Genomic DNA, 21039 nt, shown 5'->3' with positions numbered 1-21039 from the left:
AAGGACGCCGCAGCGTGAGCGACGGGCCCGGAGGCGGTAGCTTGCGTGGCCACGTAGGGACCCGGGAGCGCTGTAAATCAGACACTGTCAGAAGCTCGGCTCTTTCGGGGCGGGCGGCAGGGTGACGACTTGGCCGGCATAGCTCAGCCCGGCGCCGAAGCCGAGCAGCAGCGCCGTCTGGCCCCCTTTGGCCTTACCGGTCACCAACATCTCCTCCATCGCCAGCGGAATGGACGCGGCGGAGGTATTGCCGGTGTTCTCGATGTCATTGGCCACCGGGATGTCATCGGACAGCCCGAGGTTCTTCTTCATCAGATCGTTGATGCGGGCATTGGCCTGGTGTGGAATGAAGACCTCGATGTCCTCCTTGGACACCCCGGAAACCTCCAGTGCCGAGGCCAGCGCGCGCGGCAAAGTGACCGCGGCCCAACGGAATACCCGCGGACCCTCCATCCGCAGCGACATCCGGCCGATGGGCTCGATGGCCGGATCGGTGCCCTGCAGCGCCTGCGCCCGCTCCATGTACTCGAGGAAGTCGACATCCTGCGCGATCGCCGAGGCGTTCTCGCCGTCGCTGCCCCAGACCGTCGGGGAGATACCGTTCTCCGCACTCGGACCGACCACCACCGCGCCCGCGCCGTCACCGAAGATCATCGCGGTGCCGCGATCGGTCGGATCGAGTCCGACGGTCATCGTCTCGGCGCCGATGAGCAGCACATAATCGGCCGAGCCCGCTCGGATCAGATCCGCGGCGACACCGAGGCCGTAGCCGAAACCGCCGCAGCCGGAGGTCAGGTCGAAGGCGGCGATACCGTTCATCCCCAGGTCATCGGCGACCTTCGGGGCGCCGTGCGGGGTCAGCGTCAGCCAGCTCGAGGTGGCCAGGATGAGCGCACCGATCTTGGACCGGTCGATACCGCTATTGACGATCGCGCGCTCACCGGCGGCCGCCGCGATCGACTGCAGCGTCTCGTCACCGCTGATCCACCGGCGGTTGCGCACGCCGGTACGCTCGTAGATCCACTCCGGGGTCGAGTCGAGTACCTCGCACACCTCTTCATTGCTGACCAGGCGTTTCGGACGGTAAGCACCGATACCGAGCATCGCGACATTCGCACGACTCTTATTGACTGCAATGCTCACCACAGGTAACTCACACGACCCTTCACTGTCTCCGAACGCCTCGCTGCGTTCGGCGCATGCATCCCCTTATCGGGTCGCACCACCATCGGCGTTTCAGCACAATCCATCGCTCCGACCACCAGCGATTGCGACCCGGGACCGCACTCGAAGTTTACAGCGCGCGTGCAGACTCCCCTCGAGAGTCCGTGACGCCGTCCTTCACGGACGTCCGATATCCATCCCGATGTGGGGCGGTCCGAGCTGGCGGGTTGACTAAACCACCGGACAGGGTCCGAACGGCACGCGTGATCTACTGTGCGGGAATGGATTCCCCTTTGCTCATCATCGCCGATGCGTGGTCCCGTCCCGAAGATGCCGACGAATTGGGCCACGCGCTGCGACAAGTCGCCCGCGCTTGCCTTGCCGAGCCGGGCTGTGTGTCGTTCGAGGTTCTCCGTTCTGTCGACAACCCGGAGCGTTACGTCACCATCGAGAAATATGCCGATTTCGAGGCTCTCTCCGCCCACCCCTCGTTCTCCCGGGTCCAGTCGATCGCACTCGGTGGACATGTGCCGATCGTCCGCGCCGCAGACGCTCGCCGATTCAACGACGGCTGATTCTCACCGGCTGAAGTGAGCCCACAGCTCCAACGGCCCATCACCATCCATCGACGACGATGTCGTAGGCCGTTGTCGGTGGCGGGTCGGAGTTCCCAGACCGCACTCAGCCAAGGGCGAGATCCTTCAATCCGAGGATGGACCGGTACTCCAGCCCCTCGGCCGCGATCACCTGATCCGCACCGGTCTCCCGATCCACCACGGTCGCGACGCCGACCACGGTGGCGCCCGCCTCGCGCAGCGCGCGCACGGCGGTCAGCGGCGAGTTGCCGGTGGTGGTGGTGTCCTCGACGACGAGCACCCGCTTGCCGACGATATCCGGGCCCTCGATCTGGCGCTGCATGCCGTGGGTCTTGGCGGCCTTGCGCACCACAAAGGCGTCGATCGGGCGGCCCGGCGCGTGCATGACGGCGAGCGCGACCGGATCCGCGCCCATGGTGAGACCGCCGACGGCCTCGAAATCCCAATCCGCCACGAGTTCGCGCAGCAGCTTGCCGATCAGCGGTCCCGCGCCGTGGTGCAGGGTGGCGCGGCGCAGGTCGACGTAGTAGTCGGCCTCCTTGCCCGAGGACAGGGTGACCCGGCCGTGTACGACGGCGAGTTCACGCACCAGCGCGGCCAATTTATCGCGGTCATCCGTCGCGACGGCCGCATTGCTTGCCTGGTCGATCATCTGTATTAAGTCCTTCCGCGTGCGTTGAACATGCCGCGATTCAGTCGGGCCGCCAGGGTCCGCGGGATCATTCCGGCGGCGGTGGTGAGCACTTTGTACTGCACACCGGGCACGCTGAGCACCCGGCCCTTCTCCAGATCATGCAGCGAACCGGCGACCACCTGGTCGACGCTCAGCCACAACTGCTTGGGCAGCGACGACATCTCGATGCCGGCCCGCTCATGGAATTCGGTGTGCACGAATCCTGGGCACAGGGCCTGTACTCGGACACCGGTTCCGGCCAGTCCACCCGCCAACCCTTCCGTGAAGGATACGACGTAGGCCTTGGAGGCCGAATAGGTCGAGCCACGCCCCGGGATCAGACCGGCGACGCTGGCGACATTGACGACCGAACCCTTGGCGGCCGCGATCATCGCGGGTAGCGCGGCCCTGGTCAGCTGCACCACCGACGTGACATTGACGTCGAGTTGAGCCTGCACCGCCGCGGGCGACTGGGTCCAGAACTCCCCCGACTGCCCGAATCCCGCATTGTTGACCAGGAATTCGACGCCGTCGGCGGCGCGCGCCGCAACCCGCTCCCGATCGGCGGCCTCGGCCAGATCGGCGACCAGCACCTCCGAGCGGGTGGCGAATCTTCGTTCCAGCTCCGCGGCCAGCGCGTCCAGCCGCTCCGTGTCGCGGGCGACGAGAACCATGTCGTAGCCGAGGGCGGCGAGCCGCTCGGCGAATCCGTGCCCGATGCCGGAGGTCGGTCCGGTGATCAGTGCGACGGGACGGATCGCGCCGGGCAGACGCACAGGACTATCACTCCCGCCCGTCACCCGACCACCGCCCCCGATCGAATCGCTCTGCGATGCTGAGTTCATTGCACAATCCAGCTAGAAGGGGCCCATGGGCTGATCTTTTCGAGCGACCTGCAAGCAATCGCTACGGTCATCACTGCGGCACGGGTCCCTGGTATGGACGGAATCCGGGGTGGAACGGACCGCCGGGCTGTTCCGTGTGCTCGGCGGGCGGCCAATCGTCCTCGTCCGACTCGGGCCGGATGGACTCGGGCTGGGCGGGTTTGCGTGCCGCCGGACGGTCATCCGACGGCCAGTTGTCCTCCGACTCGGCTGCCCAGCGGTCATCGCGGGCCCGCGAGCGGGAGTCGGGGACCACGGCGAGGCTCGGACGGCGCGGCGGTTCGGGAGCCGCGGCCGGTTCGTCGTCGTAGTCGTCATAGTCGGAGTACTGCGACTCCTGGTACTTCGGCCGATCGAAATCGCTATCGTCATAAGATGATTCGTCGTAGGACGAATCCGACTCGGCGTAGTCCGGATCGTCGTGGTCGCCCTTGCGCAGCTCCGGCGCGGCGCCCCGGCTCGCACCCGCCGGCGGATCGGCCTGGTCCGACGCGGCCGAGCGCGATTTGCGCGGATGCGGCCGACCCGGATCGTGACCGCCCGAGTCCACGCCGCGCACCTCACTGACCGGCGGCAGCACATGCAACAGACCCGACAGCCGCAGCACCGCATCGATGGCGGTCTCCCAATCCTTGGCCGCCGTACCGACATTCAGCATGCCGAGGGTCCAGTTGCCCTCACTCCAGAGCATCTGCACGGTATCGGCCAGCGATTCGATGAAGGCGACCATGCGCTGGTCGACGGCATGCCTGGCGATCTCCGGATTGGTCGCGAAGACCACCCGGTCGCCGATCGCGCCGAGTAGCTCCAGATCGGCGTCCTTGGGTGGCGAGGCGGTCTTGAGCCGCATATCCACATCGATATCCGAACCGATCTGCCTGCGCACCGCGACCAGTGTCGCCGCATCCTCGAGATCGAAGAGGACGAACTTCTCGCCCTTGCGGTTTCCGGACACCACGTCTACCGCGGATAGATAGCCGAGTTTGGCCAGCGCACCGCGGCGCCAGGTCGACGCGAGCGCCGGTTCCACCGACACATACGTATAGCCCTGGGCCTTTGCCCAGACCTGGCGCGCATGACCGGTCCGCTGTCGCTGGACCCGATCGAAATAGAGCAGCACGATCGCACCAACGAGCGCGACCGCCGCCAACCCGAACCACATTGCCGTCATCGTCGCCTACCCTAATATGCGCAGTCGGACGAAGTCCGACATAAGCCCCGCGCCGGGCCGATCGAAGGTGAGGCATTCGCCTATCGAGCCGACCGAGCGATCGCGCGTCACTGTCCCAGGGTTGCTCGGGTAGCCCATATTCTTCCCCCGCTGCCGTCTCACCGCGTTCCTCCCGGCAGCGCGGTGCTGATGATGATCTTCGCGTCGATCGAACCATCGGCGGCCTTATCGCCCTGCACCATGACCATGTCGCCGACCGGCAGATCGGCCGCCTTGCCGCCTTTCAGCGAGATCACCTGGGTCTTATCGGTGGTGCGCACCGTGACCTTGGAGCCGCCGAGAGTGTCCAGGGTCAGCTGGCCGCCGGAGTTGGCGGAAATGGTACCCATGGTCGCGCCGAGGTTGTCGATGCCGCCGAGCCCCGGAAGGCTCGGGATGGCCTGGGTCGGCGATGGCTGACCCGATGGGACCGTACCGGTTGGGCGGCCCGCGGTCGGCAACGCCGAGGTGCTCGCGGCGGTGCTCGACGAGGAATCCTTACCGCCGAGCACCACGCCGGCGACCACACTGACCGCGCCGATCAACAGGACCACACCGAGGCCGAGGGCAATCCACAGGGCGGTATTGCGCCTACGCGGCGGCTGCTCGTCGGGCGGTAGTGGGGCGCCCGGCGGACCCGGCGGGTACTGCGCGCCCGCTTGGGGATACGCACCGACCTGGGTCGGATCCTGCCCCCCGGCCCACGGCTCGCCGTACGAGCCCCACTGCGGCTGGCTCTCGTACGGCGGGAATTCCTTGGTGGCGTTGGCGGTCGGCGGCGCCCACGGATCGAATTGTTCGGTGGACGGATAAACCGACGTCACACCGCCCGGTCCGTACGCCTCGGTGTGGTCCGTCGAATGCGACGCCTGCCCGAACCCCGACTTACCCGGCGGACCGATGTGTTCCGTCGGCGCATCCTCCGGTCGCTGTGCCCAAGGATCGTTGGGATTCGTCATGGCCTCCAGGGTAGGCTGTGACACTTTGCCGCGCGTGCGGCGCGGCGTATCCACTCGTAAGACTCGCTCCGTGGTGGGTACGGAGGCGGCCCGGCTGCGGGTTGATCGCGAGCCGGGCCGCAGGGGTGGGCGGGCGGTTGGGTCAGCCGCGGCCGACTATCAGGCCCTCGCCGTTCGGGGTCACGTTGACCGCGACGGTGTCGCCGTCGGTGACCTCACCGGCGAGCAGTTCCTTGGCGAGGGTGTCGCCGATGGACTGCTGGATCAGGCGACGCAGCGGGCGGGCGCCGTAGACCGGGTCGTAGCCGCGCACCGCGAGCCAGAACCGGGCCGAATCGCTGACGTCCAGCTTCAGCCTGCGCTGCGACAGCCGCTTCTGCAGCTGGTCGAGCTGGATGTCGACGATGGATTCCAGCTGCTCCTCGTCGAGGGCGTGGAACATGACCACATCGTCGAGGCGGTTCAGGAATTCCGGTTTGAAGGCCGCGCGGACCGCGTTCATGACGAAGTCCCGATCGCCACCCGCACCCAGATTCGAGGTCAGGATGAGGATGGTGTTGCGGAAGTCCACCGTGCGGCCCTGGCCGTCGGTCAGGCGACCCTCGTCGAGGACGGCGAGCAGGATGTCGAAGACATCCGGATGCGCCTTCTCGATCTCGTCGAACAGCACCACGGTGTACGGCCTGCGCCGCACCGCCTCGGTCAGCTGACCGCCCTGGTCGTAACCGACGTAGCCGGGCGGGGCGCCGACCAGCCGCGCGACGGAGTGCTTTTCGCTGTACTCGCTCATATCGATGCGGACCATGGCGCGTTCGTCGTCGAACAGGAAGTCCGCCAACGCCTTTGCCAGCTCGGTCTTACCGACACCGGTCGGGCCGACGAACATGAACGAACCCGTCGGCCGGTTCGGATCCGCGACTCCGGCTCGGGCCCGGCGCACCGCATCGGAGACCGCCTGCACCGCCTCGGCCTGGCCGACGACGCGCTTGCCCAACTCCTGCTCCATCCGCAGCAGCTTCTGGGTTTCGCCCTCCATCATGCGGCCGACCGGAATACCGGTCCAGGACGAGACCACCTCGGCGATATCGTCGGGGCCGACCTCCTCCTTGAGCATCACCTCGCCGTCACCGGCTGTCGCAGAGGCCTTTTCGGCCTCGGCGAGCTGCTTCTCCAGTGCCGGGATCCGCCCGTAACGCAGTTCGGCGGCCTTGCCGAGATCGCCATCGCGTTCGGCGCGCTCGGATTCACCGCGCAGCGATTCCAACTCCTCCTTGAGGACTCGGACCTGATCGATGGCACTCTTCTCGTTCTGCCAGCGGGTCATCAGCTGGTTGAGCTTCTCGCGGTCGTCGGCGAGTTCCTGGCGCAACTTGTCCAAACGCTGTTTGGAGGCCGCATCGGTCTCCTTCTCCAGCGCGACCTCTTCGATCTCGAGGCGACGCACTGCGCGCTCGACCTCGTCGATTTCCACTGGGCGCGAGTCGATTTCCATGCGCAGCCGCGATGCGGACTCATCGACCAAATCGATCGCCTTATCCGGCAGGAACCGGGAGGTGATGTAGCGGTCGCTGAGGGTGGCCGCGGCCACCAGCGCGGAGTCGGTGATGCGCACACCGTGGTGCACCTCGTAGCGCTCCTTGATGCCGCGCAGAATGCCGATGGTGTCCTCCACCGACGGTTCGCCGACCAGCACCTGCTGGAAGCGGCGCTCCAGGGCGGCGTCCTTCTCGATGAACTTGCGATACTCCTCCAGCGTGGTGGCACCGACCAGGCGCAGTTCACCGCGGGCGAGCATCGGCTTGATCATATTGCCGGCGTCCATGGCGGATTCGCCGGTCGCGCCGGCGCCGACAATGGTGTGCAGCTCATCGATGAAGGTAATGATCTGCCCCGCACTGCTTTTGATCTCCTCGAGTACGGCCTTGAGCCGCTCCTCGAATTCACCCCGGTACTTCGCGCCGGCCACCATCGCACCGAGGTCGAGCGAGACAACGGACTTGCCGCGCAACGACTCCGGCACATCACCGGCCACGATGCGCTGGGCCAAACCCTCGACGATGGCGGTCTTGCCGACACCCGGCTCGCCGATGAGCACCGGGTTGTTCTTGGTGCGACGGCTCAAAACCTGTACGACACGACGGATTTCGGTATCGCGGCCGATGACCGGGTCGAGTTTGCCGGAGCGCGCTGCCGCGGTGAGGTCGGTCGAATACTTCTCCAGCGCTTGGTAGCTGCCCTCCGGATCCGGACTGGTCACCCGCGCGCTGCCGCGCACCGCGGTGAACGCCTCACGCAGCGCGTCGGGGGTCGCGCCGTACTTCTTCAGCAGCATGGTCACATCCGAATCGCCCTCGGCCAGGCCGACCAGGACGTGTTCGGTCGAGACGTATTCGTCGCCGAGTTCGGTGGCCAGGCGCTGGGCGGCGGTAATCGCGGCCAGTGCCTCCCGGCCGAGCTGCGGTGTCGTGGTCGCACCGGTTGCGCGCGGCAGCCGGTCGACAATGTCCTGCGCCTCGTGTCGAACCGTCGCCGGATCCACCGCGACGGCCTTGAGCAACGGGGCGGCGATGCCATCGGTTTGATCCAGCAACGCCACCAGCAAGTGCGCCGGACGAATCTCCGGATTGCCCGCGGCCGAGGCGGCCTGCAGGGCGGCGGTCAGGGCCGCCTGGGTCTTGGTGGTGGGATTGAACGAGTCCACAAGTCACCTTCCTACTAGTCGATGCGCGGTGTCGAGCTCGCCGGAATCCACGCGGTTCCACCGCGCGGCTCGCACCGCTTCGCACCGTTCAACGTCCGAAAGGTTGAGTCTGTTCCACTCAACTTTAGTTTTTTGAACGAACCGCACCGATTCGCCCGACACCTGAACAGACTCGTGCTGAACGCTACGCCGCGACACTGCCGAATGGCATCAATCACAGGGTCTATGGCATAAGGATGCCTACGATGGCCTTTGCCCTGGTTTATGCACCACAATCCAGCCCAACCCGAGGAGCGATGGATGCGCGCGATCGTGGTACGAAGCTTCGGAGCACCACCCGAATTGGCCGAAATGCCGATGCCCGAGCCGAGCGTGGGCGCGGTGCGAGTGCAACTGGAGGCGGCGGGCGTCAACCCCTTCGACCAGAAGATGGCCAATGGCATTCTGGACGGCAAGCTGCCGCACGATTTTCCGATGATCCTCGGTGTCGACGGCGCGGGCACCGTGTCCTCGATCGGCCCCGGCGTCACCGGATTCGCCGTCGGCGACCGTGTCGTCGGCAAATTCCTGGTCCCGCCCGTCGGCCACGGCAGTTTCGCGGAGTATGCGGTACTGCCCGAGAACGCCACACTGGTCCGGATCCCGGACCGGGTCCCGACCGTGGCGGCCGCGGCCCTGCCGACCGCGGGCGTCACCGCCCAGGACATCGTGGACGCCAGCAAGATCGAGCCGGGTCAGACGGTGTTGATCATCGGCGCGACCGGCGGTGTCGGCTCGTTCCTGGTGCAGTTGGCGAATATGGCGGGTGCGCACGTCATCGCGACCGCCCGCGGCGCGGCCGCCGACCAGATGACCCGGCTGGGCGCGGCCGAGACCGTCGACTACACCCGGGGCCCGATCGCGGAGCAGATCGCCGCCGCACATCCCGGCGGGGTCGACGTGCTCTTCGACCTGGTCAGCCCGCCCGAAACGCTGGCCGAGCTGACCGCGCTGGTCCGCGACGGCGGCACCGTCTACTCCACCATCTGGGCCGCCGACGAGCAGGCGCTGCGCACCCGCGGGATCAATGGCGGCAATATCGAATCCTCCGGCCGCGCACCGGAATTGACGCGCCTGCTGGAGCGAGTCGCGGAGGGCGATGTGGTGGTGCCGATCGACGCCACCGTCCCGCTGGCCTCGGCCGCCGCGGTCATCGGCGCCGTGGGTGCGCGCGGCAAGACCGTGCTGGCCATCTGAAGCGTCGGAATGTCGGCGTGCGCACCCGCGACAAGCCATCCCGTCCACCCGAATTCGGCCTTTTCCTGATTCCGGAGGCCGATAACCTCCAGCAGGAAGCCGCCGCCGCAGCACACTGCGACCCGCGCGCCATCCGCCGGGTCTACAACCTCTCCGGCACCATCACCGATGACGGCACCGACCACGGCTTCCTGGCGGGCCCGCCCGAGCGCTGGGTCGACGACCTGTCCGCCCTGCACCGCGACCAGCGCATCGACGCGTTCATCTGCTAGCCGACCGAGGGCAACCCCGTCGAACAGGTGCACCGCTACGCCGAATCGGTCGCCCCGGCGGTGCGCGCCAACGTGGCGAGTTGACCCAGCGGTAACCCGCCCGCCAGGCTGTTCGCCTATCCTGCATGTCAGGCCCACAGCAGACCCGATTTGCCCACGGATTACCGTTGGCGCGGGCGTGATCGGCCATACCCACCCGACCACGGGACTTTCAGGGATACTTGACGGCGGAGGACCGCCGGTTACGGACATGTCCCTGGGCAGCACATAGAGGGAAAGGAAGCTCCACCTCGTGGATGCGCGTTCGGCAGCGCTGGTCCGCGCCAACTTCCGCTCGGTGATCGAATCGCCGAACGGACCCGAGCGGTTGGTCAGTGCGTTCTATGGTCATCTGTTCGCAGAGAAGCCAGAGTTGCGGGAGTTGTTCCCGCCCGCGATGGAGATGCAGGCCAAGCGCCTGGTGACCGCCATCCATTTCGTACTCGACAATCTCGAGGACTGGGGACGGGCGCAGAAGTTCCTGGAGCAGCTGGCGCGCGATCACCGCAAATTCGGTGTGATCGCCGCGCACTACGATATCGCCGGGCGGGCACTGCTGGCCGCGTTTCGGGTGTTCAACGGGCCGATGTGGAATCGCGCGCTCGAGGAGGGCTGGCGCGATATCACCATCCTGATCTCCGCATCCATGGCCATCGGCGCCAACTCCGACAAGTCGCGGCCGTATTGGGAGGCGACCGTCGTCGGCCATCGTCGGGTGCTCGAGGATCTGGCCATCGTGCGGCTGCAATCCGATAGTCCGATCCCGTATCAGGCTGGGCAGTATGTGCCGATCTCGCTGCCGCAGCGGCCGAAGATGTGGCGCTACCTATCGCCCGCCATTCCCGCGAATCCGTATGGCGAGATCGAATTCCATGTTCGCAAGATCCGCGGCGGCTGGGTGAGTCCGGCCATTGTCAATGAGACCAGGGTCGGCGACCGTTGGATGATCGCGGGTCCGCTCGGCGGCCTGCACATCGATCGCGAAAGCGGCCGCGATGTGCTGCTGATCGGCGCGGGCACCGGCATCGCCCCGCTGCGCGCACAACTGATCGAGATGGGCCAGCGCGGTATCAACCCGCGCGTGCATTTCTTCATCGGCGGGCGCTACCCCTGCGATCTGTACGACGTCGAGAACATGTGGCAGCTCTCGCAGAGCAATCCATGGCTGACCGTGGTCCCGGTGTGCGAACAGAAGACCAACCCGTGGTGGTATCCGCATCCGCCGCAGGAAGAGCCGTACGGCATGCACCGCCGCCTGATCGGAAATCTGGGCGCGGTGGTGGCCAGCTTCGGTTCCTGGGCCGACCGCCAGATCCAGATCGCCGGGTCGGCCCGCATGATCGCCGATACCCGCCGTGCCCTCATGGCGGTCGGCACCCCAGAGTGGGCAATCAGCTCAGATCCCGTGTGAGAGAAGCAATGACAATAGATCCGAGCTCGCTCGGCAATGGTTCCGCGCCCGAGTGGAAGGCGACGGTGGTCGGTCACCATCGGCTGCGCCACGATGTCGCGGTGATCCGCTTGATCGGCGAGTACGTCCCGTTCCTCGCGGGGCAGTCCGTCGAGGTCCGGGTGCCGCAGCATCCCGGCATGCGTCGCAGATTCTCCCCTGCGCTGCCGCCGTCGCTGGACGGCAAGTTGGAGTTCCATGTGCGCACGGTGCCCGGCGGCTGGTGCAGCGGCAGCATCGTCACCGACACCAAACCCGGCGACGAATGGCAGATCGGCGCTCCCCTCGGCACTTTCAATGTCGACCCGTACGGCGATGAGGTGGTGCTGATCGCGGGCGGCACCGGTCTGGCCCCGATGCGCGCCCAGATCCTCGAGCTCGCCCGACACGAGGATCCGCCGCCGACCTATCTGTTCACCGGCGGCCGCTCCCCGCGCGATCTGTACGCCGACGACATGCTGTTCCTGCTGGCGAACGAATTGCCCTGGCTCACTGTGATTCCCGTCATCGAGAGCCCGGAGGACCCGGGTTGGGTCGACGAGTGGTACGAGCATTCGCGGGTGGATATCGGATTCCCGCTCGATGACATGCTCTTCGGCACGCTCGCGGATGTGGTTGCTTCACACGGCGCGTTCAACAACCATCAGGTGCTGGTCTGTGGCTCACCGAATATGGTCCGGGTGACCCTGGATCGGCTGGTGGAAACCGGAACTTCCCCTGCCGCAATACAATTCGAGGGACTTTAACAACCGGACCGGACCACCACGGAGCGAGTCTTACGAGCGACGTTCGCGCCGTAGGCGTGGCCAAAAATTCAGCCGAAGATTCAGAAGAGCGGGTCGTGGCGGATGTTCTTGGTTTGGGTACCGGCGGCCATCAAGCGGAACTTGGTGGTCTGCACCATCGAGGGTGAGCCGACGATCTGCACATCCCGGTCGGCCCAGGAACCGTAACTGGCGACGACCTTGCCGATCTGGCCGGTCACCCGGGCATCCAGGCCCGGCCAGATGCGTTCGGGCTCGCCGGAATCCAGATACCACCAGGGGTTTTCATCGCTCTCGGTGACCGGGGTGACGGTGAGCCACTTATTGGCGGTGGCCAGTTGGCTCAGGATCTCCAGATCATAGAGATCACAGGGATGGTGTCCGCCGACGAACAGGTGCACCCGAGGATTGAGGCGCCGCTGTGCCATCGCCATGAGCTGGGCGCGCAGGGGTGCGATGCCGGTACCGCAGCCGACCATCAGCATTTTGCGTTTCACATTGCGCGGTATGCCGAGTCCGCCCAGGGGTGAACCGAGGTACCACTGGTCACCGACGGCAGTGTGGCCGACGATGGCCGGACTGACCCAGCCGCCGAGCACTCCGCGGACATGGAATTCGATCTCCCCGTTCGCATTCGCGGGCACCGCCGGGGACATATAGCGCCACATGCGCGGCCGGGACGGAATCTGCACGCTGATGTACTGGCCAGCGGCGTACTGCATCGGCTGATCCAATTGCAGCCGGACAACGGCGAGATTGCGCAGCACCTCGCGGCACTCGACGACGGTTCCGGACCAGACCGATGGCGCCGATTCCTGTTCGGCCGCGCCGATCATGGTGTCGCCGATGATCTTCAGGCCCTCATCCCACGCCCGGTCGACCTCGTCGGTCCACATCTCGGCGCCCGCGAAGATCCGCATCGCGGACTTCAGCGAGGTGGCCACGGCGGTGTAGTGCGCGGCCTGTACACCGTACTTGCGGTGATCCCGCCCGAGTTGGGCGAGGAATGGCAATAGTTTGTCCGGCTCCTCGAGCCGATCCAGCGCATAGGAGATGGCCTTGACCAATCGGTCACGCTGCGCATCCATGGCCGCCGGAAAAAAGTCCCTTGCGGCGGGGTAGTTGGTGAAAAGGATTGCATAGAACGAACTGGCTAGCTTGGCGGGGCCGCCCTCCTCCGCAGCAACCGCCTTGAACGTTGTTCTGATCAAAGCGACCGTCCGCGAATCCATTTGTGTCACAACCCCTTTTTGCGCTCGAACACAATCCGTGGCCGACAAGTGAGGTGCTGCGGGACACTTGACAGCAGCCAATGCGAACGAGTGTAGGCGAGGTTTGCCAGCTACGGAATCAGTCGGATAAACATCAAGCATGTAATTCGGCTGAAACGGCGGTCAACACCACGAAAACCCTTGAAAACAAACCGAAAGAACGAACACGGCGGCGAAATCCGTCACATACCTGCCGGTTTCGCACGGCCCGTTTTGCAAGATTCATCCCATTGCGGCTCCGAGAGCGATTCCTCGGCAACCCGCGCGCCGCAACCACTTACCCGGCTCGGGCAAACGCCGCGCATCCCGCCGGCCTGGCGACCGACGAAAACACACGGGCGATCCGGCGAATAGTTTGCTGAAATACCGTCCGCAGCAAACTTCACAGCTCGGCACATCATCGGCAACCCTATCGGTTGCGAGCCGACGCCGCGCAGCCACGAACCACCTGCCGTATGCCGAAATCCGGAATCGGGAGTTTGCTCGAGTACTGCCAGCGGTTATTCGCTGCGGCAGTGGTTACGGCGTTGTCGCATAACGCATTTACCCATTGGCGAAACGACAACGGCTCCGAGCTCGGTTGTGTACCGAATCCCGGAGCCGTTGCTTTTGCCGAAGCGCCTTTCAGCGCCGATTGCGCGGCTTCCACACCACCAGTGCGGTACTGCGTTGCGGCGGCGCGAGATCGGGGCGGTACCCCGCGCGCAGCCGATCCAGCTCGGCCGACATTTCGGCGACCCGCTGTTGCAGTTCCTCGACCTGATTGGTGAGTTCGATGATGCGCTTGATGCCCGCCAGGTTGACGCCCTCGTCCTGGGACAGCCGCTGCACCTCGCGCAGCAGCTCGACGTCCCGTGCCGAATAACGTCGACCGCCACCCGAAGTCCGTTGCGGCGTAACCAGTCCCAGGCGGTCATACGTGCGCAGTGTCTGCGCATGCATACCCGCCAGCTGGGCCGCGACCGAGATCATGAAGAACTCGGCCCGCGCCGACCCACCGGATGCCTGCTTCGGATTATCGGACATCACGCACCTGCCCATCCCGCACGCGGATCGAACCCGCTGGTCTTCTCCGCCTCCGCGAACCGCTTGAGCGCCTCGGTGGCATTGTCGTCCAGCTTCTGCGGCACGGCCACCTTGACGGTGACGAGCAGATCGCCCGCCCCGCCGGCGGGGCCGCGCTTGGGCACGCCACGGCCACGCACCCGCAGGATGCGGCCGTCCGCGGTGCCGGGCGGCACCTTGACGCCGACGCGCCCTTCCAGTGTGGGCACGGAAACCGTTGTGCCCAGCACCAATTCACTGTAACTGACCGGCAGCACCAGGGTCAGGTCATCGCCATTGCGGCCGAAGACCTTGTCCTGGCTGACGTGCACGGTCACATAGAGGTCACCCGAGGGCGCGCCACGCAGCCCGGCCTCACCCTGTCCGGCCAGCCGGATCTTCTGCCCGTCGCTGACACCGGGCGGAATCCGGACCGTGATGGTGCGGGTCCGATTCTGGATGCCGCTGCCGTGGCAGTCGACGCACGGGTCATCGATGATCGAGCCGGTACCACGGCATTCGTCGCACGGCTCGCTGAAGCCGAACGCACCCTGGTTGCGGCTGATCACGCCGTTGCCATTGCAGACGGGACAGACTCGCGGACTGGTTCCCGGCTTGGCGCCGCTGCCGTGACAGGTGGTACACGGCGACGGACTGGTCATCCGCAGCGGAACGGTGACGCCCTGCGCGGCCTCGCGGAACCCGAGGGTCGTCTCGGTCTCCACATCCGCACCGCGGCGCGGGCGGCTCGAGGTTCGCGTGCCGCCCCGGTTGAACAGCCCACCCAGCAGGTCACCGAGGCCACCGTCGCCCGCATTCGCCTGGCCGAAGATGTCGCCGATATTGAAGTCCTGCGAGAAGCCGCCGCCCGTACCGGGAGTGAAGCCACCGCGCCCGTATCCGCCACCCGCGAACAGCTTTCGGGTGTCGTCGTACTCCTTGCGCTTGGCCGGATCCGACAGCACGGCATGTGCCTCACTGACGGTCTTGAACCGCTCCTCGGCCTTGGTATCGCCGGGGTTGGCATCCGGATGCAAGTCACGAGCGAGTTTGCGATACGCCTTCTTGATCTCGTCCTGCGAGGCGCTGGAGGAGACACCCAGCTCCTTGTAGAAGTCCTTTTCGATCCACTCCCGTTGACTCACCGGGCATCTCCTCCTCTCGGGTTCTTATTGGTTGTTCGCATTGGCATCATCGGATGCCTCTTCTTCGACCAGATCGGCCACGCCATCGGTTACCCCGACGAGCGCGTGCCGAAGCACCCGATCGCCGAACCGATAGCCCTTGCGCATAACTACACCGATCACCGGATCGTGTCCGTCGCCCTCGTGCTGCACGGCCTCGTGCAGGGTCGGGTCGAAGGGCTCGCCCTCGGTACCGAATTCCTGCAGACCCTGCTTGTGCAGCGCGTCGGCGAGCTTGTCCGCGACCGACTTGAGCGGTCCGGTTTCGAGGTCGCCGTGGGCGCGCGCACGATCGAGATCGTCGAGGACACCGAGCAATTCGGAGACCACGGCGGCCTTGGCCGCCTCGATGGTCGCCTGCCGGTCCCGCTCGACCCGCCGCCGGTAGTTGGCGTATTCGGCGGTCAGCCGCTGCAGATCGGCGGTGCGCTCGGCCAGCTCCTTGGTGATGGTCTCGGCCAGGACGTCGGCGCCCACATCGTTACCGAGGAGGGGTTCGGTGCCGTTCCCGGCTTCCGGGCCGGGCCCGGCGGCGGCCTCTGCCCCCGCCGGTTCCCGAACCTCACCAGTCTGTGCCGACTGGTCGCTGCGCGGGCTCCGCTCCTGCGGATCGATTCCACGATTGTCGACGAAGGTGATCGGCTCCTGTTCGGAGTTTCCCTGTGTCACTTCTTCTCCGTGTCGACCGGCTCGTCCACAACTTCGGCGTCCACAACCTGATCGTCACCAGCCGAGGAGCTGGCGGCGCCGTTGCCGGAGGCAGCGGACTCGGCCGCCGACGCCTCGTAGATGGCCTGGCCCAGCGCCTGCGACTCGGTCGCGAGCTTCTCCACCGCGGACTTCACCGCGGCGATATCGGTGCCCTTGAGCGCCTCGTTCGCCTCGGCGATGGCCGCCTCGACCTTGGTCTTGACGTCGGCCGGGACCTTGTCCTCGTTCTCCTTGATGAACTTCTCGGTCTGGTGCACCAGCGACTCGGCCTGGTTGCGGGTCTCGGCCTCCTCGCGGCGGGCCTTGTCCTCGGCGGCGTGCGCCTCGGCGTCCTTGACCATCCGGTCGATCTCCTCCTTGGACAGGCCGGAGCCGTCCTGGATCTTGATCGTGTTCTCCTTGCCGGTGCCCTTATCCTTCGCGGTCACGTGCACGATGCCGTTGGCGTCGATGTCGAAGGTGACCTCGATCTGCGGCACGCCGCGCGGGGCCGGGGGGATTCCGGTCAGCTCGAAGGAGCCGAGCAGCTTGTTGTGCGAGGCGATCTCGCGCTCACCCTGGAACACCTGGATCTGCACCGACGGCTGGTTGTCGTCGGCGGTGGTGAAGGTCTCCGAACGCTTGGTCGGGATGGTGGTGTTGCGCTCGATGAGCTTGGTCATCACGCCACCCTTGGTCTCGATGCCCAGCGACAGCGGGGTCACATCGAGCAGCAGGACGTCCTTGACCTCACCCTTGAGCACACCGGCCTGCAGGGCGGCGCCGACGGCGACGACCTCGTCCGGGTTCACGCCCTTGTTGGGCTCCTTGCCGCCGGTCAGCTCGCGGACCAGATCGCTCACCGCGGGCATACGGGTGGAACCACCGACGAGCACGACATGGTCGATATCGGCCACGTTGATGCCCGCATCCTTGATCACGGACTGGAACGGCGCGCGGGTGCGGTCGAGCAGGTCCGAGGTGATCTTCTGGAATTCGGCGCGGGTCAGCTGCTCGTCGAGGAAGAGCGGGTTCTTGTCCGCGTCGACGGTGATGTAGGGCAGGTTGATCGAGGTGCTCTGGCTGGAGCTGAGCTCGATCTTGGCCTTCTCAGCCGCCTCACGCAGGCGCTGCATGGCCATTTTGTCCTTGGTCAGGTCGATGCCCGCGCTGGCCTTGAACTTGTCGACCAGCCAGGTCACGACGCGCTCGTCCCAGTCGTCACCACCGAGGTGGTTGTCGCCGGAGGTGGCGCGGACCTCGACGACGCCCTCGCCGATTTCCAGCAGCGAGACGTCGAAGGTGCCGCCACCGAGGTCGAAGACCAGGATGGTCTGTTCCTTATCGCCCTTGTCCAGGCCGTACGCGAGCGCGGCCGCGGTGGGCTCGTTGACGATGCGCAGCACGTTCAGACCGGCGATCTGACCGGCCTCCTTGGTGGCCTGACGCTGCGAGTCCTCGAAGTACGCGGGCACGGTGATGACCGCGTCGGTGATCTCTTCGCCCAGGTAGGCCTCGGCGTCACGCTTCAGCTTCATCAGCACGCGCGCGCTGATCTCCTGTGCGGTGTATTTCTTGTCGTCGATGTCCACCGACCAGTCGGTGCCGATGTGCCGCTTGACCGAGCGGATGGTGCGGTCGACGTTGGTGACCGCCTGGTTCTTGGCGGGCTGGCCGACCAGAACCTCTCCGTTCTTGGCGAACGCGACGATCGAGGGGGTAGTGCGCGATCCTTCAGAGTTCGCGACGACGACCGGCTCGCCGCCTTCGAGAACGGCGACGACCGAGTTCGTGGTCCCGAGGTCGATTCCGACCGCACGAGCCATGGTTGTTCCTCCTAGTTGACGTAACTACTTCTGTCGGTGCTGGGTAATCGCGGGTTTCGGGCGATCTGCCCGCCCTGCGACATCCGTGTTCGGCTGCCGCGAGACCTCGCCCCAAGCACCTCACGGAGCACGGTCCCAGCAACGCTGAGCGTGGTCGACTCAATCCTGCACCCGATTACGGCCGGGAGTCAACTCAAACTTGAGCCGAACCCACTCAATGTTGTCGAACGGCTCAACCGGCGTCCTGCGCGATCTATTCCCGGACCGCTCGGCAGGGCACTGTCCGCCATTCTCACCAGCCGGATGGACGCAGGCGAGGAACGTGCACCAGTTGTGACCAACCCCGATCCAGTCCCGATGAATCCCCCTGCCCTCGGCTTATCGGACCCCGCCTACCGGGCTCGTAACCGTTGCCGCCTGGGCACGGAGGGCGCCGGTCCGGTCGAGCCGGTCACCCGCCTCTGCATTTCGGTGGCGTTGTCGGCCCGGGATATCGCGTGTGCTTGCCCGGCGATCGGTGCTCCACGAGGATGGCGGGCGGTGGTGCGGCCGATCGGACCGCCGAGAGGAGTGGTCGTGGCGACGAGGACGCGGTCGTGGTGGGGCTGGGGCAATGTCGAGGATGCGGTCGTCGGCGCGGAGTTGGACGCGCTGACGGCGCGGGTCGCGGCAATGCTGCCGGGGGCGGATCTCACACCACACGAACCGCCATCGGTGGAATCGCTCGGGCTGCCCGAACCGCGGGTGACCGCGCCGGATTCGCTCGCCGAACTGGTGTCGGCGGATCCGGCCGATCGAGCGGCACACGCACACGGTCAGGCATTTCGCGATGTGGTGCGCAATCTGCTCGGTGATGTGGGCAATGCGCCGGATCTGGTCGTTCGGCCGCGCGACGAAGGCGATATCGTCGACGTTCTGGACTGGGCGGCCGGGGCGAATATCGCGGTAATTCCGTTCGGCGGCGGGACGTCGGTGGTGGGCGGGGTGGAGCCGCGATTGTCCGATCCGTCATCTACCGATTCGGCCGGGACGAACCGCGATTCCGGCCGGGCGGCAGGCGAATTCGCCGGGGCGATCAGCCTGGACCTGAGCGCCCTCGATCGCGTGTTGGAAATAGATCGGACCAGCCGGGCCGCGCGAATACAGGCCGGAGTGTTCGGACCGGCATTGGAGGATCAGCTGCGCGGCGCGGATCTGACGCTGCGGCATTTTCCGCAGTCGTTCGAATTCTCGACCCTCGGCGGCTGGCTGGCCACCAGGGCCGGTGGGCATTTCGCCACGCTGTACACACATATCGATGACCTGGTCGAGTCGATGCGGGTGGTGACACCGACGGGCATCAGCGAATCGAGGCGGCTGCCCGGATCCGGGGCGGGGCCGTCGCCGGACCGGATGTTCCTCGGCTCCGAGGGGATACTCGGCATCATCACCGAGGCGTGGATGCGCCTACAGGACCGACCACGTTGGCGCGCAACGGCTTCCGCGCACTTCGACGATTATGCGCAGGCAGTTGCCGCCACCAGGGCCATCGCACAGTCCGGTCTGCACCCGAGCAATTGCCGACTGCTCGATCCGGCCGAGGCATTTCTCAATGCCGGTGCCGCCACCAGCGGCGGCGTACTGGTACTCGGATTCGAATCCGCCGATCACCCGACGCGCACCTGGATGGAACGCGCGCTGGAGTTGGTCGCCGAGCACGGCGGCACTCTGCCCGAACCCGCGCGCTACACCGAATCCGACGCGCGCCAACCGAGTTCGGGCGCGGCCGATACCTGGCGATCATCCTTCCTGCGGATGCCCTACCAGCGCGACGCCCTCGCGGCCCGATCGATGATCACCGAAACCTTCGAAACCGCCTGCACCTGGGACAAATTCGACAATCTGAAGGCATCGGTGACCGAGGCCGCGAACGCGGCCATCCGGTCGGTCGGCGCCACCGGCGTGGTGACCTGTCGCTTCACCCACGTGTATCCGGACGGTCCGGCACCATATTTCGGCATCTACGCCACGGGTCGCCGGGGCAGCACGCTCGCGCAGTGGGACGACATCAAAGCCGCTGTCTCCGAGGCACTCTCGGGTGCGGGCGGGACCATTACCCACCATCACGCGGTCGGCCGGGATCACCGACCGTGGTACGACCGACAGCGCCCCGACCCGTTCGCGAATGCGTTGCGGGCCGCCAAATCGGCGCTGGATCCGGCCGGAATCCTCAATCCGGGTGTACTGATCTGATGCCGTAGCTCAGCCGCTATCCGGCCTGGAGGCCGGGATGAATATCCGGGATCAGCCCATTGCCCATCGCGGTGCGCTGTAGGAGCTCGACGAGCGTCGCGCGCTCTTCGGGGTCGAGCGACGCCGTCACATCCGCATCCAATCCGGCCGTGATCTCCTCGGCCTGCGCGAGCTGTTCGCGATCGGTGTGCCGGAACCGGCACAGGCGGAGATCGTCACGAATTTCCTTGCGTGCGTGCGTGATCGGTCCACCGAGGTCGATCCGACCGAGATCCCGGCCAGTTGCCGCAGTTCCGATGCGGGCAATTATGCTGTGACGCAGGTGCTCACCGATGCGGGGGAACGAGCCAACGCGGTGAATTTCGCCAACACCTTCGAATACACGCTGTGGTACGGGGTCGGCCTCTTGGCCGTGATGTGCCTCGGCTTCCTCGTGCTACCCAGGGACGCACGGCCCGAGCACCTTGAAATCGATGACCCTTTGGAACTGGTACCGACAGGAGTCTGACATGCAAGTACTTGCCATCGGCCGCGGACAAGCCGTCGTCGACACCGCGATCAAGCTGTTGCGCGCCAATGGATTTGCCGCCGAGGGCTGCATCGCCGACGCCGACGCGTTGCGCGCCCTCGACACCGGCGAGATCACCGACCTGATAATCGGCGGCGGGGTGGAACCGGATTCCCGTGCGGCACTGAAGCAAAAGGCGGCGGAACGGCAGGTCGTCGTGCACGAAGCCCAGCGCGGCGGCCGCAGCATCGAGGAATACCTGAACGACGTGGTGATCCCGACGCTGGAGCGTCAGTAATACCGAGGCGGGGGGGGGCGCGGCAAAAGGGGGGGCCG

19 protein-coding genes are annotated in these 21039 nt (G+C 66.1%); 8 read left to right on the top strand and 11 right to left on the bottom strand.

Annotated elements, in window-relative coordinates:
- Positions 1-87 precede the first annotated feature (87 nt).
- Positions 88-1146, bottom strand: a complete 1059-nt coding sequence (locus tag ABZ293_RS17205; RefSeq protein WP_355181611.1) for a beta-ketoacyl-ACP synthase 3 — start codon at positions 1144-1146, stop codon at positions 88-90.
- Positions 1147-1445: 299 nt separating this feature from the next.
- Between ABZ293_RS17205 and ABZ293_RS17200 the strand changes: the two genes are divergently transcribed.
- Positions 1446-1739 (top strand): antibiotic biosynthesis monooxygenase, encoded by a 294-nt coding sequence (locus ABZ293_RS17200; RefSeq protein ID WP_355181609.1) that lies wholly within the window; start codon positions 1446-1448, stop codon positions 1737-1739.
- A gap of 106 nt (positions 1740-1845) precedes the next feature.
- On the opposite strand, the gene pyrE is transcribed toward ABZ293_RS17200, so the two are convergent.
- The 5 genes from pyrE to clpB form a co-directional block, all read right to left on the bottom strand.
- Complete coding sequence (pyrE, locus tag ABZ293_RS17195) at positions 1846-2412, bottom strand: orotate phosphoribosyltransferase (protein WP_355181607.1); 567 nt, start codon at positions 2410-2412, stop codon at positions 1846-1848.
- A gap of 5 nt (positions 2413-2417) precedes the next feature.
- Positions 2418-3278, bottom strand: coding sequence for an SDR family NAD(P)-dependent oxidoreductase (locus tag ABZ293_RS17190; protein WP_355181605.1), 861 nt, complete (start codon positions 3276-3278; stop codon positions 2418-2420).
- A gap of 70 nt (positions 3279-3348) precedes the next feature.
- Positions 3349-4488 (bottom strand): hypothetical protein, encoded by a 1140-nt coding sequence (locus ABZ293_RS17185; protein WP_355181603.1) that lies wholly within the window; start codon positions 4486-4488, stop codon positions 3349-3351.
- 158 nt (positions 4489-4646) lie between these two features.
- Entirely contained in the window at positions 4647-5486 is an 840-nt protein-coding gene (locus tag ABZ293_RS17180; protein WP_355181601.1) for a DUF5666 domain-containing protein, read from the bottom strand.
- Between the two features lie 142 nt (positions 5487-5628).
- Complete coding sequence (gene clpB, locus ABZ293_RS17175) at positions 5629-8187, bottom strand: ATP-dependent chaperone ClpB (protein WP_355181599.1); 2559 nt, start codon at positions 8185-8187, stop codon at positions 5629-5631.
- Positions 8188-8487: 300 nt separating this feature from the next.
- Here clpB and ABZ293_RS17170 point away from each other — a divergent pair, with 300 nt between their 5' ends.
- The 4 genes from ABZ293_RS17170 to ABZ293_RS17155 all read left to right on the top strand — a co-directional run bounded on the left by ABZ293_RS17170 (position 8488) and on the right by ABZ293_RS17155 (position 11930).
- Positions 8488-9423: an NADP-dependent oxidoreductase gene (locus ABZ293_RS17170; protein WP_355181597.1), complete on the top strand. Its 936-nt coding sequence runs from the start codon at positions 8488-8490 to the stop codon at positions 9421-9423.
- 17 nt (positions 9424-9440) lie between these two features.
- Positions 9441-9695: a hypothetical protein gene (locus ABZ293_RS17165; RefSeq protein WP_355181595.1), complete on the top strand. Its 255-nt coding sequence runs from the start codon at positions 9441-9443 to the stop codon at positions 9693-9695.
- Between the two features lie 292 nt (positions 9696-9987).
- Entirely contained in the window at positions 9988-11145 is a 1158-nt protein-coding gene (locus ABZ293_RS17160; RefSeq protein ID WP_355181593.1) for an FAD-binding oxidoreductase, read from the top strand.
- An 8-nt stretch (positions 11146-11153) separates the two neighbouring features.
- Positions 11154-11930, top strand: coding sequence for an FAD-binding oxidoreductase (locus tag ABZ293_RS17155; protein ID WP_355181591.1), 777 nt, complete (start codon positions 11154-11156; stop codon positions 11928-11930).
- Between the two features lie 80 nt (positions 11931-12010).
- Here the strand turns inward: ABZ293_RS17155 and ABZ293_RS17150 are convergent, their stop codons facing one another.
- The 5 genes from ABZ293_RS17150 to dnaK form a co-directional block, all read right to left on the bottom strand.
- Positions 12011-13180 carry a globin domain-containing protein gene (locus ABZ293_RS17150; RefSeq protein WP_355181589.1) on the bottom strand — a complete coding sequence of 390 codons (1170 nt, stop codon included), beginning with the start codon at positions 13178-13180 and terminating at the stop codon, positions 12011-12013.
- 663 nt (positions 13181-13843) lie between these two features.
- A complete protein-coding gene (locus ABZ293_RS17145; protein WP_355181587.1) occupies positions 13844-14245 on the bottom strand; it encodes a helix-turn-helix transcriptional regulator in 402 nt (133 codons plus the stop codon).
- On the bottom strand, positions 14245-15408 hold the full coding sequence (gene dnaJ / locus ABZ293_RS17140; protein ID WP_354954772.1) for a molecular chaperone DnaJ: 1164 nt from the start codon (positions 15406-15408) through the stop codon (positions 14245-14247). The genes ABZ293_RS17145 and dnaJ overlap by 1 nt, the downstream gene beginning before the upstream one ends.
- Positions 15409-15432: 24 nt before the next feature.
- Positions 15433-16116: a nucleotide exchange factor GrpE gene (gene grpE / locus ABZ293_RS17135; RefSeq protein ID WP_355181585.1), complete on the bottom strand. Its 684-nt coding sequence runs from the start codon at positions 16114-16116 to the stop codon at positions 15433-15435.
- A complete protein-coding gene (dnaK, locus tag ABZ293_RS17130) occupies positions 16113-17963 on the bottom strand; it encodes a molecular chaperone DnaK (protein WP_355181583.1) in 1851 nt (616 codons plus the stop codon). The genes grpE and dnaK overlap by 4 nt, the downstream gene beginning before the upstream one ends.
- Positions 17964-18539: 576 nt before the next feature.
- Here dnaK and ABZ293_RS17125 point away from each other — a divergent pair.
- From ABZ293_RS17125 to ABZ293_RS17115, 3 genes are all read left to right on the top strand, one after another.
- A complete protein-coding gene (locus tag ABZ293_RS17125; protein ID WP_355181581.1) occupies positions 18540-20195 on the top strand; it encodes an FAD-binding oxidoreductase in 1656 nt (551 codons plus the stop codon).
- Between the two features lie 235 nt (positions 20196-20430).
- Positions 20431-20703 (top strand): hypothetical protein, encoded by a 273-nt coding sequence (locus tag ABZ293_RS17120; RefSeq protein WP_355181579.1) that lies wholly within the window; start codon positions 20431-20433, stop codon positions 20701-20703.
- Position 20704: 1 nt separating this feature from the next.
- Entirely contained in the window at positions 20705-21001 is a 297-nt protein-coding gene (locus tag ABZ293_RS17115; RefSeq protein ID WP_355181577.1) for a hypothetical protein, read from the top strand.
- The last annotated feature ends 38 nt before the right edge of the window (positions 21002-21039 follow it).

The sequence above is a fragment of the Nocardia sp. NPDC005998 genome, from assembly GCF_040614395.1.
GTDB lineage: Bacteria > Actinomycetota > Actinomycetes > Mycobacteriales > Mycobacteriaceae > Nocardia.
The sequence above is the reverse complement of the archived record's forward strand: the minus strand, read 5'-3'. Positions and strand labels throughout refer to the sequence as shown.